The 13,080-nt window shown below is 59.8% G+C and carries 11 protein-coding genes; 5 read left to right on the top strand and 6 right to left on the bottom strand.

Annotated features, from left to right (window positions below; all coding sequences use genetic code 11):
- The gene (locus VXL81_RS18595) at window positions 1-750 is read left to right on the top strand and encodes an N-acetyltransferase (RefSeq protein WP_416555575.1); all 750 of its coding nucleotides are present in this window, start codon (window positions 1-3) and stop codon (window positions 748-750) included.
- 33 nt (window positions 751-783) lie between these two features.
- On the opposite strand, the gene VXL81_RS18590 is transcribed toward VXL81_RS18595, so the two are convergent.
- Window positions 784-1,554 (bottom strand): FadR/GntR family transcriptional regulator, encoded by a 771-nt coding sequence (locus VXL81_RS18590; RefSeq protein WP_340546517.1) that lies wholly within the window; start codon window positions 1,552-1,554, stop codon window positions 784-786.
- Window positions 1,555-2,174: 620 nt separating this feature from the next.
- Between VXL81_RS18590 and VXL81_RS18585 the strand changes: the two genes are divergently transcribed.
- From VXL81_RS18585 to VXL81_RS18575, 3 genes are all read left to right on the top strand, one after another.
- Window positions 2,175-5,630, top strand: a complete 3,456-nt coding sequence (locus VXL81_RS18585) for a chromosome segregation SMC family protein (RefSeq protein WP_416555573.1) — start codon at window positions 2,175-2,177, stop codon at window positions 5,628-5,630.
- 58 nt (window positions 5,631-5,688) lie between these two features.
- The gene (locus tag VXL81_RS18580; RefSeq protein ID WP_416555571.1) at window positions 5,689-6,156 is read left to right on the top strand and encodes a YbjN domain-containing protein; all 468 of its coding nucleotides are present in this window, start codon (window positions 5,689-5,691) and stop codon (window positions 6,154-6,156) included.
- Window positions 6,157-6,231: 75 nt separating this feature from the next.
- Window positions 6,232-6,603, top strand: coding sequence for a hypothetical protein (locus tag VXL81_RS18575; protein WP_340546520.1), 372 nt, complete (start codon window positions 6,232-6,234; stop codon window positions 6,601-6,603).
- A gap of 25 nt (window positions 6,604-6,628) precedes the next feature.
- Here VXL81_RS18575 and VXL81_RS18570 read toward each other — a convergent pair whose 3' ends face one another.
- The 4 genes from VXL81_RS18570 to VXL81_RS18555 all read right to left on the bottom strand — a co-directional run bounded on the left by VXL81_RS18570 (window position 6,629) and on the right by VXL81_RS18555 (window position 11,085).
- Window positions 6,629-7,801, bottom strand: a complete 1,173-nt coding sequence (locus VXL81_RS18570) for a lytic murein transglycosylase (RefSeq protein WP_340546521.1) — start codon at window positions 7,799-7,801, stop codon at window positions 6,629-6,631.
- A 39-nt stretch (window positions 7,802-7,840) separates the two neighbouring features.
- Entirely contained in the window at window positions 7,841-8,752 is a 912-nt protein-coding gene (cbiB, locus tag VXL81_RS18565; protein WP_416538330.1) for an adenosylcobinamide-phosphate synthase CbiB, read from the bottom strand.
- Window positions 8,749-9,702 (bottom strand): threonine-phosphate decarboxylase, encoded by a 954-nt coding sequence (locus VXL81_RS18560; protein WP_416555569.1) that lies wholly within the window; start codon window positions 9,700-9,702, stop codon window positions 8,749-8,751. The genes cbiB and VXL81_RS18560 overlap by 4 nt, the downstream gene beginning before the upstream one ends.
- A gap of 408 nt (window positions 9,703-10,110) precedes the next feature.
- On the bottom strand, window positions 10,111-11,085 hold the full coding sequence (locus tag VXL81_RS18555) for a glutathione S-transferase family protein (RefSeq protein ID WP_416534655.1): 975 nt from the start codon (window positions 11,083-11,085) through the stop codon (window positions 10,111-10,113).
- 315 nt (window positions 11,086-11,400) lie between these two features.
- Between VXL81_RS18555 and VXL81_RS18550 the strand changes: the two genes are divergently transcribed.
- Complete coding sequence (locus VXL81_RS18550) at window positions 11,401-11,763, top strand: hypothetical protein (RefSeq protein ID WP_340546525.1); 363 nt, start codon at window positions 11,401-11,403, stop codon at window positions 11,761-11,763.
- A 119-nt stretch (window positions 11,764-11,882) separates the two neighbouring features.
- On the opposite strand, the gene VXL81_RS18545 is transcribed toward VXL81_RS18550, so the two are convergent.
- Window positions 11,883-13,055, bottom strand: a complete 1,173-nt coding sequence (locus VXL81_RS18545) for a MalY/PatB family protein (RefSeq protein ID WP_416555567.1) — start codon at window positions 13,053-13,055, stop codon at window positions 11,883-11,885.
- Between the last annotated feature and the right edge of the window lie 25 nt (window positions 13,056-13,080).

Raw genomic sequence — 13,080 nt, 5'->3', positions numbered from 1 at the left:
ATGCGCGCCCACCCGACGGCCATTGTCAGCCCCAATGCCAAGATTCACCCAAGCGTGGAAATCGGTCCGTTCTCGATCATCCATGACAATGTCGAGATCGGTGAGGGCACAAGCATAGGAAGCAATTGCGAACTCGGCGTTGAAACCCGGCTTGGGGATGGGACGCCGCTGCGGATCTCGGCACGCTCCAACATACGTTCACACAGTGTTTTCTATGAAAGCTCGACTTTTGGAGAGGGGCTGGTGACCGGTCATCGTGTCACCGTCCGTGAACTGACCTCGGCCGGACGCGGTTTCCAGATAGGCACTCTGGGCGATATCCAGGGTCATTGCACCGTTGGTGATTACGTCCGGCTGCACAGCAATGTCCATATCGGCCAAAAGAGCGTCATCGACGATTATGTCTGGATCTTTCCCTATGTTGTGCTGACCAATGACCCCCATCCGCCCAGCGAGGTATTGCTTGGCGCTCGGATCAAGTCATTTGCTGTGATTGCCACGATGACCACTGTCCTCCCCGGGGTGACTGTCGGCGAGGGTGCCCTGGTTGGAGCCTGTAGCGCAGTCACGAGAGATGTTGCAGATCATCGGATCGCGGTTGGGAACCCGGCGGTCGACAGGGGGGATGCGAATAAGGTCCGGCTGAAAGACGGCACCGATCGGCCAGCCTACCCGTGGAAGTCGCATTTCCACCGAGGATACCCCGAAGAGGTCGTGGCCAAATGGCTCGCGTCCTTGCCCGAAGCCTGACCCCGGCCGTGCTGAATGGGGTCGGCGCCTGGCTCAGGACTTGCTGATTTCGTGCTCAAGCCTCTGTTTGGCGATTTCCGCGTTGCGCAGGGTGCGCTGATGGTCGCTGAGCGCCTGTTTCACGTAATCCAGATGGGTTTCGACCGCCGCCCGCGCTGCATCCGGGTCGCGCGCCTGCAAAGCGGCGTTGATGGCGCTGTGCTGCGCGAGCAGGGCCTCGCGCGTGGTGTGCTGTTGGAACATGATCTGGCGGTTGTAGAAGACCCCCTCCCGCAGCAGGTCGAACATCGACCGCATCATATGCAGCATGACGACATTGTGGCTCGCATCCATGATCGCGGAATGGAACTGCGCGTCCAGAGCTGCCGCTTCCTCTGAAGTGGCAGGATCACCGGCCTGTTCCATCTTTTCAAAGATGGTCTGAATGACCTGAAGATCATAGTCGGAACCGTATTTGGCCGCGCGCTCCGCCGCGAGGCCTTCCATGTCCCGGCGAAAGCTGAGGTAGTCGAAGACGGCCTCATCATGGCTGGCAAAGAGCTGCACCAGGGCAGGCGAAAAGGCTGAGCCGAGCACATCGGCAACAAAAACACCGGCACCGGCCCGCGACGTGAGCAGGCCTCGGCTCTGCAATTCTGCCAGCGCGTCCCGTAGGGATGGCCGCGATACGCCCAGACGCTCCGCCAGTTCGCGTTCCGCAGGCAACCGCTCGCCCGGTGTCAGGATGCCTCGCAGAATGAACTGTTCGATCTGGCGCACCACTGAAGCAGAGAGTTTTTCGGGCTGAACTTTTTGAAAGGGCATGATGATTGCCTTCTGAGGTGCGTTATTGGTCAAAACATATGACCACGCGGCAGGTGCGGCTGCAAGAGGGCGGCATCCATTCGGCAGACAACCTGCGCGTTCCATGCTAGCTGTGAGAGCAAGACCGAAGAATTTGTCACAACCGTCACGGTGATACGCATGTTCGACCCGGCCAGATCCACGGTTCTATTCCGCTCGATTTTTACATTCCTCCTTGTCGTATTACTTGCCGCCTGCGATACCGCAAGTCCGCATTTTCGGGGCCAGACCGTGCAGAGGATTGCCGTGGACGGCAGCGTTTTTGATGTCAGGATGCGCGGTCGGTTGGCAGAAGCCGTTCGCGTCAACCCACAGTATGCGCCGCGGCTTGGACCGATCAGAGGTCGGGCGGCCCGTGCAATGGAATTGGCCAGTGGGTGTAGCGTGGGCTATGTGCTGGGCGATCAGGCCGTGCTGGTCGGGCGATTGGACTGCGTAGCCGGTTAAGCGGGAAATAGAAAGTTATCCACAATATATGGTGGCGATATCGCGCTGAGCTAGCGGATTTGGGGGGCGGCCACATTGACAGTGGTGTAACAAACCCATGACACTTGGACCCCAATGAATCACAGGATATCGGCTTGCGCTTCTCGAAACTCAGACTGAATGGCTTCAAGAGCTTTGTGGACCCAACGGATCTGCTGATCGCGGATGGCCTGACTGGGGTTGTCGGACCAAATGGCTGCGGCAAATCGAACCTGCTCGAGGCGCTGCGTTGGGTGATGGGCGAAAACCGCCCGAAGGCCATGCGCGGCGGTGGCATGGAGGACGTGATCTTTGCGGGGACAAGTTCCCGGCCTGCGCGTAACTTTGCTGAGGTCAGCCTGCAAATCGACAATAGCGAGCGGCTTGCGCCGTCCGGGTTCAACGAAAGTGACAATCTGGAAATCCTGCGCCGCATCACCCGTGATGTTGGCAGTGCCTACAAGACCAATGGCAAGGATGTGCGCGCCCGCGACGTGCAGATGCTGTTTGCTGATGCCTCGACCGGCGCACATTCGCCAGCGTTGGTTCGACAGGGACAGATTGCCGAACTGATCAATGCCAAACCGAAGGCCCGGCGGCGTATTCTGGAGGAGGCTGCAGGTATTTCGGGACTCTACCAGAGGCGGCATGAGGCTGAACTGAAGCTCAAGAATACCGAACAGAACCTGCTGCGCGTGGATGACGTGATCGAGCAACTGGCTGCTCAGCTTTCGCAACTGGCCCGTCAGGCCCGACAGGCGCAGCGCTATCGTGATATCGGTGAGCAGCTGCGCCGGGCGGAGGGGATGTTGCTGTATCGCCGCTGGCGCGAGGCCGATGATGCGCGGCATGAGGCAGAAGATGTCCTACGCGCGCGTGAGACGCAGGCCGCCAAGGCCGAGGCGTTGGCCCGTGTCGTAGATGGGAAGCGACTAGAAGCAGAGGGCGCATTGCCGCCTCTGCGCGAGGAAGAAGCGATCGCAGCGGCGGTGCTGCAACGTCTATTCGTGCAGCGCGATGCGCTGAGCGATCAGGAGGCACAGGCACGCCAGACAATCGAGACGCTGACCAACCGTGTGGCGCAGTTGGGCCTTGATATCGAACGTGAAAGCGGGCTGAACCGGGATGCCGGCGAGACAATCGAGCGGCTGGACTGGGAACAGCGCGAATTGGCGCGGGCGGCCATTGGCCATGATGACCGCATGGCCGAAGCCGTTGAGCGATCCCGCGAGGCCGGATCTGTTCTTCAGGCGCGCGAAGAGCATCTGACGAGTTTGACCGAAGATGTGGCACGGCTAGCCGCGCGCCACCAGTCCGCGCAGCGCCAGGTTGAGGATTGCCGTCGCGCACTGAGTCGTGCGGAAGAGGAAGGCGGCAGTTCCCGCGAGGCGATGGCGGCCGCCCGCGAAACACTGGCCGAAGCCGAGGCCGCATTTGAATCGGCAGTCGACGCTGAAGAAGAGGCGCGCGCGGCTGCTGAACTGGCAGATGAAACCCTCGCGGCGGCGGATGAAGCCCGCAATGACACCCAATCGCGAGAAGCAGAGGCCCGTGCTCGCCGCTCCGAAGCTGAAGGAGAGCTGGGTGCGCTGCGTGCTGAGGTGACGGCCCTTGCGAAGCTGGTGGAACGTGACACTGCCGAGGGCGGGCATGTTCTGGATGAAATGCGTGTCGCCGCCGGTTATGAAAAGGCACTCGGGGCGGCGTTGGCAGATGATCTGCGTGCGCCTCTTGCAGAGATCGACGGGCCAAGTGGATGGGTTACCCTGCCGCCCTATGACGGCGATGCGGCTCTGCCTGCGGGCGCTGTGCCGCTGTCTCTGCATGTCAGCTGCCCGGCAGCGCTGCAGCGTCGGATTTCGCAGGTTGGTCTGGTCGACAGTGATGCCGCAAGAGACCTGCATTCGCGCTTGTTGCCGGGGCAGCGTCTTGTGACATTGGAGGGGGATCTGTGGCGCTGGGACGGATTCCGCGCCTGGGCGGAGGATGCACCCAGTGCTGCCGCGCTGCGTTTGGAGCAGATGAACCGTCTCGAGACGCTGAAACAGGACATGGAGCATGTAGGAGCGCGTGCCGATGGCGCCAGGGCGGCACATGAGGTCCTGATGCGAAAGCTTGAGGAGGTGACCGCCGCTGATCAGGCCGCCCGTCAGGCGCGCCGGGTCGCGGATCAGCGCGTCGCCGATGCTGCGCGTGCGCTGAGCAGGGCCGAAAGCCACCGCAACCTCTCCGAAGGCAAACTCGAAACTCTCAGCATTGCAGTGACCCGCCATGACGAGGATGCAGCGGCGGCAAAGGCGCAGCTGGCTGAGGCTGAGACTGCGGTGGAGGGCCTTGAAGACCTCTCCGAAGCGCGCGCCAAGGTCGAGGATGTGAAGCAAGCGGTCGAAGCCGCGCGGATCACTATGCTGACGCATCGATCAACGCAGGATGAATTGCGTCGCGAAGGCGAGGCTCGGACCGCACGCGGACAGCAGGTGACCAAAGAGCTCTCCGGCTGGCGTCATCGTCTGGACAGCGCCGAGAGGCGCATTGCCGAGCTGACCGAGCGTCGCGCGGCAACAGAAGACGAGCTGGAAGAGGCCCATGCGGTTCCAGCTGAAATTGCGGAGAGACATGACGAACTGAATGCCGCGATTGAAGAGGCAGAGGCGCGCAAGGCTGCCGCGTCGGACGCGCTGATCGGCGCTGAAACCGTGTTGCGCGATGCTGTACAGGCCGAGCGCGAGTGCGCGCGCCTTGCGTCAGAGGCACGCGAAGCACGAGCCCGCTCCGAAGCGCGTTGCGATGCCGCCCGTGAGGCGGTGGGACATGCGGAGGCGCGGATCCGTGAGGAACAGCAGACCGTGCCGGACGACCTGTTGGCCCGCCTTGATGCCACGCCTGAAGACATGCCCAATGCAGAGGAGCTGGAAGCGGAGGTCAACCGTCACAAGCGCCAGCGCGATGCGCTGGGAGCCGTCAATCTGCGCGCCGAAGAAGACGCCCGTGTGGTGCAGGAAGAGCATGACCAGCTGGTCACCGAGAAAGCCGACCTGGAAGAGGCGGTGAAGACATTGCGCGCAGGGATCGCCAGCCTCAATCGTGAGGGACGTGAACGGCTTCTGACCGCCTTTGAGGAGGTGAACGCCAGCTTTACCATGCTGTTCACCCATCTGTTCGGCGGCGGCGAGGCCAATCTGGTTATGGTCGAAAGTGACGACCCGCTGGACGCCGGGCTTGAGATCATGTGCCAGCCACCGGGTAAGAAGCTGTCAACGCTCTCACTGTTGTCCGGCGGAGAACAGACTCTGACCGCCATGGCTTTGATTTTTGCGGTGTTTCTGTCGAACCCGGCACCGATCTGTGTGTTGGACGAAGTCGACGCACCTCTGGATGATGCCAATGTCACCCGTTTCTGTGATCTTCTGGATGAGATGTGCCGACAGACCGACACCCGTTTTCTGATCATCACGCACCACGCGGTGACCATGGCGCGGATGGATCGGTTGTTTGGCGTGACCATGCAGGAGAAAGGCGTGAGCCAGCTGGTATCTGTCGATCTCAAGAAGGCCGAATCTCTGGTCGCCTGAACCCTTGTTCAACAAGGCCGCTGGTTCTATCGTCGTCGCGACAATGACAGGATTTGCAATGAAATTTCTTTCTCTACTGACAGCCGCAGCCCTGGTCGCCATTCCTGGTTTGGGGCACGCTGAAAATATCCTTGCGAAGGATGCAACCACGCTTGCAAATTTTTTTGAGACTGAAGGGGTCGATTTTGAGGTCACAACTGACGATGTGGGCGACCCCAAGCTAAAGGTCGACTATTACGGCAATGACTTCTCAATCTATTTCTATGGCTGCGAGAACAATAAGAACTGCGATGCGATACAGTTCTTTTCGGGCTACCAGACGGATGGCGGCGTGCGTGTGGCGAAGATCAACGAATGGAACACGGAGAACCGCTTTGGCCGTGCTTATATCTCGGACGAGGGATCCGCTCGGGTTGAGCTGGACGTCTATCTTGGCAAAAGCGGGATGAACCCGGACGATTTCGCCGAGCTCTTGAGCTACTGGTCCCGGATCATTCAGGAATTCGAAGAATTCATTGATTGGTGACCCAGAAGGTTTCGTCACCGAAACGTGACAGATCAGACTCTGAAATACCGCTAGGCTGGCTGCATGAGATACCCCATGTTGCTGGCCTTTTATGTTTTCCTTGCTGCAGTTGCCGGCTTCGGTACCGTGTCGGCCCAAGACGGTGCGATGCGCAGCGGAGACCGACCTTTTGATGCCGAGGCCTTGGCGGCGCTGCCCGGACGTTCCTTTGTCTTTTACGATGATGGCGAGGCGCTGTTCGGCTCGGATGGGGCCTACGCCTACACATATTCTGCGAAGAATGGCGGAGGTACGGCCTGGGGCAGCTACAGCGTCAAGCCGGACGGCCTCATATGCGTAACCTTTGTCAACGGCGCCTCACGCTGCGATCAATATGTGACAAACCGTGACCGCACGGTGGTAATCACCTCCGACGGTCAGAGGTTCCCGGTGCGCTCGATCCGGTGAATATCAGGGGTGCTGCACCAGCTGATCAGAGACGCGACAGCAGCGTTTCGGTCGGCCAGGCGTCGGCTGGTAAGCCCAGGCGCTCCTGCTCTTTTTGCACCGCGATCCGTGTCTTGGCGCCAAGGATGCCATCCACATTGCCGACGTCATGGCCCCGCGCGATGAGTTTGCGCTGAAGCTGTTCCATCTGCTTGGCCACAAGACCTGTATCAGGTGCGCCCGCATCATAGGGGGCGGCTCCTGACAGGCGGGTGGCGAAATATGCCGCCGTCAGCACATAGGTAAAGCTCTGGTTCCACTCGAAATAGACGTCGAAGTTCGGATAGGCCAAGAAGGCAGGCCCTTTGTGACCCTGTGGCAGAATGAGTGCAGCCTTGGTGCCGGTGGCTGCCAGCCGACCGGACCGGGACCGCACGCCCAAAGCCCGCCAATCGCCGACTGTCTGCTTGTGATGAACACCACTCAGGCGGAGGTCCAGATCTTCGGGGATTGTCACCTGCTGCAACCAGGGTTCGCCGGGCCGCCAGCCCAAATGCGACAACATCTTCGCCCCGGACATCAGCGCATCGGGAGCGGAGGTCTTGAGGCTGACGAGGCCGTCACCATCCGCATCGACCCCGTTTTCGAGGATATCGCCGGGCAGCATCTGTACCATTCCGATTTCGCCCGCCCAGGCGCCGGTGGTGCGGCGTGGATCAAAGTTGCCCTGACGAAATAGTTCCAGCGCCGCAAACACCTGCGGGCGGAACAGCTCCGGTCGGCGGCAGTCATGGGATAGGGTTACAAGGGCGTTCAGCGTGTTGAAATCCCCTTGAACGGCGCCATAGTCGGTTTCGAAGGCCCAGAACGCAAGCAGCACGCTGCGATCTATGCCATAGGTCGTCTCGATCCGGCGGAAGGTCGTATCATATTTGCGCGCCATCGCCAGACCCCGGTCCAGCCGGTTTTTGGAAATCAGGCGCCGCGAAAATTCGATGAACGGTTTTTGGAATACACCCTGCGCGCGGTCCGCTTTCAGGACCGACTGATCCTGCCGAACACCTTCGAAGAACCGGTTCACCGTAGCGCTATCATATCCGCCGGTCAGCGCTTCTTCTTTCATCAACTGGACGAAATTGCGAAATCCGCCGCCACATTGTGCTTGGGCCTGAAGAGGGAGCAGGAATGAGACGAGGGCGAGAAGGCTGGGGCGCAACACGGTTGGCGTGTCCTTTTTGAGAGTGCTGCCCCTTGTTAGCTACAATAGCGCGGCAATGGCAACCGTTAGCGCAAGCCCCAGCGCCCAAGACATCCAAAGCAGGCGAACGCAACGGGTGATACTATGGGCACTGGCGCTTTTGGAGCCGACAGCATTGACCCAAGGAAAATCCTGCATTTTTCCATCGTAGGAGCGGGGCCCGGCCAGCGCGACCTGAAGCGCGCGTGCCATCGCAGCCTCGGGCCAGCCTGCATTCGGGGAGCGATGGCGGCCTGCGTCCTGTGCAATTTCGGGCCAGCTTGGCAGCACGCGACCAACGGCTGCGATCATCAACGCTGACAGTCGCGCCGGTATCAGGTTCAGCGCGTCATCCAGCCGTGCAGCTGCCCAACCAAAATTTCTGTGGCGCGGTGTTTTATAGCCAATCATGCTGTCGGCTGTATTGGTGATCTTGTAGATCATCAGCCCGGGCAGGCCACCGACAAGAAACCAGAATGCGGGGGCGATCACCCCGTCGGAGAAATTTTCGGCACCGCTTTCGATGGCTGACCGCGCGATCTGCGGGGTTGTCATGCCGGTGGTATCGCGGCTGACGATCAAAGAAACCGCCGTACGACCCTCTGCGAGATCGTGGCGCAGGCCGTGGGCAACAGCTTCGACGTGTTCGCAAAGCGATCGTTGTGCCAGCAGAACCGCAGCTACCAGAAACTGCATGACCGGCCCAAACAGCGACAGAACCCAGCCAAGCCAGCCTGCCCCAAGAACCAGAAGGACGATGGCCAGAACACCTTTGGCCTTGCGTTGTTTGCCGGTGTTGAGCGACCGGTCGGTAAGCTCAACCGCACGCCCCATCAAAACCGCAGGGTGCGGCAGCCGCGTCCAGAGCCAGCGTGGTTCGCCAAAAACAGCATCCAGCAGCAAGGCCGGTATCAGCAGTTCCGCAGTTGTCACAGAGCCGCCTCAAGCCTCGCCCAGCCATCCCCTGTGGGCAGGCCGAGACGCAGATAGTTTTTTGAATAGGGGAAAATACGCGTCCAGATATGTGCGCGTGCAAGCTGGGTCTGCCAGGCCGCAGCGTCGTCCACATCATATAGGCGGAACAAATCGGTGCCACCGACAATCTGGGCGCCCTTGGCGATGAGCATCTGATCCAGGCGCTCGGCATCCTGCCGCAGCCTCAGCCGTGTGGTGGTGGCCCAGTCCTCGTCCCGCAAGGCCTGCGCGCCGATGCGCAAGGCCGGACCGGAGACCGCCCAGGGGCCTTGCCAAGCCGCCAGACCGTCGAGCAGGCAGGGGTCGCCGATAGCAAAGCCAAGCCGCAGGCCCGCGAGGCCCCAGAATTTGCCGAAACTCTTTAGGATGATAACGCCCGGGCGATCTGCAAGATGAATAAGGCTGTCCTCAGGGCAGACATCGCAAAAACTCTCATCAATCAGGACCAGCGGGGCCTGTGCATCCTCAGCACTCCACCGGCGTCCGTCGGGATTGTTTGGATGGACCAGAACCCGCGCCTCTGCCGGGCCCCCGGTGACGGTCTGCCACCCGTGAGTGGTAAAGGCAGCGGCATGTTCGTTATAGGTCGGTGGCGTGATCTGGACCCACCGTGGGTCAGCCAAGGCCGGAATGGCGGCAATCAGCGCCGAGGCGCCTGGGGCAGCGAGGATTTTTGCATCTTTCGGCACCTTCCAGAAGGCGCGCGCTGCGGCAACCAGATCGGCCTGTGCTGCCTGGTCGGGCAGGGCACCCCAATCCGCAGATGTCAGGCCAGTGATCGGATATGGCACGGGGTTGATCCCGGTCGAAATATCGACCCAATCTCTGGCTACACCACCATATTCCGAAATAGCGGCACTAAGGTTGCCGCCGTGGTCCCGCTGAGGGACCTCTGTCAGATCCAGCATGCCTGTCATCTTGGGCCTTAACAAATGAACCAGAACCGAGGGCCAAGAAAACCGCTGACCCAATACCGCCGTATGGAGCAGCAATGACGAGAAAGCAACCATAGCCCCATGCAATCAACAATTCGCTAATCTCGGGGAGATTGCGGCGCGGAAAATCTCGCTATGGGTGTGCTTGGCGAATACCCGACAATAGGGACGTAATATCTCGTTTGCCGGAAACCGGCTGTCCGGGAGCAACTGCCGATTCCTGCATCGACGGTTGTGATCGCCGATCACAGCGGCAAGGAACATCCATGGGCGACAATCCGTGAACCACGTGAGGATTGTAGCCCGCGCATTCGGCGTACCACGAATGCGCGGTTGCAGGCAGGCACGGCAGCAACCATGCGACAGTGGCAGGCTGACAGGTCAGTCGCGGCCGTGAGGCGCCATCCAGTCGATCTGCGGGTTGATCGGGATGATCCGATGCGGGTTGATGGTCTCATGGCTGTAATGATAGTGGCGCACGATGTGATCCATTCCGACGGTGCCAGCCACGCCCGGCCATTGATACAGCGCGCGAGTATAGGCCCAGAGATTCGGATAATCGATCAGCCGTCGCCGATTGCATTTGAAATGCAGGTGATAGACCGGATCAAAACGGACAAGGGTGGTGAACAGCCGCCAGTCTGCCTCGGTCAACACGTCGCCAAGCAGGAAACGATGTTCGGACAGGATGTCTTCCAGCCAGTCGAGGGTCTCGAACAGCGGCTCAACAGCGGCGTCATAGGCCTCCTGCGTGGTGGCAAACCCGCATTTGTAAACCCCATTGTTCAGGGTGGAATAGACCCGATTGTTCACGGCTTCGATCGGTTCGCGCAGTTCTTCGGGCCAGTAGTCATCATCATTGTGGCTGATGCCGTCGAAGGCGCTGTTGAACATGCGGATGATGTCGGCGCTTTCATTGGAAACGATGGTATTTTGCGTTTTGTCCCAGAGGATTGGCACGGTGACCCGACCGGAATACTGTGGGTCGGCGCGGGTGTATATCTGGTGGAGATGATCATTCCCGAACAGCGTGTCACCCGTCGCGCCGTGGTCGTCCTTGGCAAAACTCCACCCTGAGTTCAGCATATCCGGGTGTACGACCGAAACGCTGATATGATCTGCCAGCCCTTTGAGCTGGCGGAAGATGAGCGCACGATGCGCCCATGGGCAGGCCAGCGAGACATAGAGATGATAACGCCCGCTCTCCGCGGCAAAGCCTCCTTTGCCGGTTGGCCCGGCCAGACCATCTTTGGTGATCCAGTTTCGAAATTGCGCCTGCGAGCGTTTGAACGCGCCACCGGTTGATGCTGTGTCGTACCATTGGTCGTGCCAGACGCCATCAATCAAGAGGCCCATCACCGTCTCCTGTATGCTGTGAATACATATGTCGAGAGGTAACCTAGGTTGAGCGGGCGCGCGCGCCCATCGCAGTTTACGCGCATCATCCCTGCGCCAGTGCACAGCTGCGACAAGGGGCGTATCCAGCCTGCAACGCGCAGATCAAAAGTGGTGCTGCGCGCAAGATGTGGAAATGACTCAAAAAGTTCACTTGATTTTATCCTTTCCAAGTTCACACTTGTGGTGAACCGGGCAAAACGCCCGCTCGCGCTGGAACAATTATCTATCGCCATGCGATGACGCCAGCGTTTGCCAGATCGAAAGGTCACTGCGATGACGACATTTGTTCCGAAGTCTGTGCTGGACGCGCTGGATGCCGCGCGGCTGGATGGAATGAAACGCAAGAGCCGCCTGCGCGTGGCTGTAGACGATCACATGTTTCCGGTCTTGCGCATGTGGAAAGACGGCTTTTCGATCGAGGCAGCAGATGCACCGCAGCTGCGGGGCCTGGTTGATCTGTTTGACGGCAGTCGGCATCTGTCCCAATGCCTGATCGTTGCCTCTGATGAGGAGGGCGGCGAAATGCGGTATGAGTTCAAACGCGCAACACCGGCCTCGGACAAGGCACCATTGGATTTCTACCGTGCTCCGGACGCGCCGGTGGGGCTGATTGCACAGGATGACCTGCGGCTCTGAGCCGGGCGAATTTGCTTGGGTATATTGATATTTGATTGGAAAACGGGGGCCTCAAATAGAGCCCCCGTTTTTTCTCCTCGGTCTCGCGTATCTGTGCGAGACCGATTGTCCACCCGGCATTATTGAAGGTCGGCGAATGCCCTGCGCAGACGCTCGCAGGCCTCTTCGACCCGTGCGCGCTGGGTGCCTAGGTTGAACCGCAGGAAGCTGCCGCCACCAGTTCCAAAACTGGGCCCGTGGTTGGCCGCAATCTTCGCGTCGTTTTCAACCCGTGCGGTGAACTCCTCGCGGCTCATGCCAGTGCCGGAGAAATCGACCCAGGCCAGATAGGTCGCTTCCAGCCGGGTTGAATGTAGACCGGGGATCTCGTTCACGGCGGCATCGAAGATCTGCCGGTTGCGGTCCAGATAGGGCACCAGTTCATTCACCCAGGCGGCGCCTTCCGGAGAGTAGGCGACAGCCGTTGCCCATTGGCCGGGAGAGTTCGGCGACAGCGCCAGCGCCAGCATCCGGCGGGAGAATTTTGCGCGCAGATCGGGATCGGGAATGATGACCTGACCGGTGTGCATACCGGCAAAGTTGAACGTCTTGGACGGCGCGGTCAGCATCAACAGGCGATCGGTGATATCCGGTGCCGCGTTTTGCATCGGGATATGAGTTGCACCGTCGAATACCAGATCGTGATGAATTTCATCGGAGAGCAGGATCAGATCGTGCCGCTTGGCAAAATCGGCAACGCCGCGCAGTTCATCCTGGGTCCAGACACGGCCGACCGGGTTATGGGGAGAGCAGAGGATGACAATCTTTTCCGAACCGGTCATCTGCGCATCATAGGCCGCAAAATCCATTTCGTAGCGCCCATCGTTGACGGCAAGTTCGCATTCGACCACCTCACGTCCGGCGTTGCGAATGACCTTGGCGAAGGCGTGATAGACCGGCGTGAACAGCACAATGCCGTCACCCGGTTGCGTATAGGTATCCAGACACATACCGACGCCGTTCACTAGACCGGTTGTCGTGAAAATCGCGTCGGGGTCGACCGACCAACCGTGACGGTTCTGCATCCACCAGCAGATTGCGGACCGGTAGGGGCTGTCGCAGTTCACATACCCATAGACACCATGGTCGGCCATTTCCCGCATCTTGTCGGTCACGACCGATGGCACTGCGAAATCCATATCGGCCACCCACATCGACAGACCTTCGTCGCGTGGCACGCCATAGAGATCCTCCATCATGTCCCATTTGATGCAATGTGTATTCCGGCGGTCAATGATCTTGTCAAAATCCATGTCTGAACTCCCGTTGTTCAGGGGC

Origin of the sequence: Phaeobacter sp. JH204B (assembly GCF_048055755.1) — a bacterium.
GTDB classification, from domain to species: Bacteria; Pseudomonadota; Alphaproteobacteria; order Rhodobacterales; family Rhodobacteraceae; genus Phaeobacter; species Phaeobacter bryozoorum.
Note: the sequence above shows the minus strand (reverse complement) of the source record. Positions and strands in the feature narration are given on the sequence as shown.

What these genes read in the sequence shown, in the direction of transcription:
- VXL81_RS18595 (WP_416555575.1), top strand. Translation starts at nt 1, where the DNA reads ATGCGCGCCCACCCGACGGCCATTGTCAGCCCCAATGCCAAGATTCAC.
- VXL81_RS18590 (WP_340546517.1), bottom strand. Translation starts at nt 1,554, where the DNA reads ATGCCCTTTCAAAAAGTTCAGCCCGAAAAACTCTCTGCTTCAGTGGTG.
- VXL81_RS18580 (WP_416555571.1), top strand. Translation starts at nt 5,689, where the DNA reads ATGAAATTTCTTTCTCTACTGACAGCCGCAGCCCTGGTCGCCATTCCT.
- VXL81_RS18575 (WP_340546520.1), top strand. Translation starts at nt 6,232, where the DNA reads ATGTTGCTGGCCTTTTATGTTTTCCTTGCTGCAGTTGCCGGCTTCGGT.
- VXL81_RS18560 (WP_416555569.1), bottom strand. Translation starts at nt 9,702, where the DNA reads ATGCTGGATCTGACAGAGGTCCCTCAGCGGGACCACGGCGGCAACCTT.
- VXL81_RS18555 (WP_416534655.1), bottom strand. Translation starts at nt 11,085, where the DNA reads ATGGGCCTCTTGATTGATGGCGTCTGGCACGACCAATGGTACGACACA.
- VXL81_RS18550 (WP_340546525.1), top strand. Translation starts at nt 11,401, where the DNA reads ATGACGACATTTGTTCCGAAGTCTGTGCTGGACGCGCTGGATGCCGCG.
- VXL81_RS18545 (WP_416555567.1), bottom strand. Translation starts at nt 13,055, where the DNA reads ATGGATTTTGACAAGATCATTGACCGCCGGAATACACATTGCATCAAA.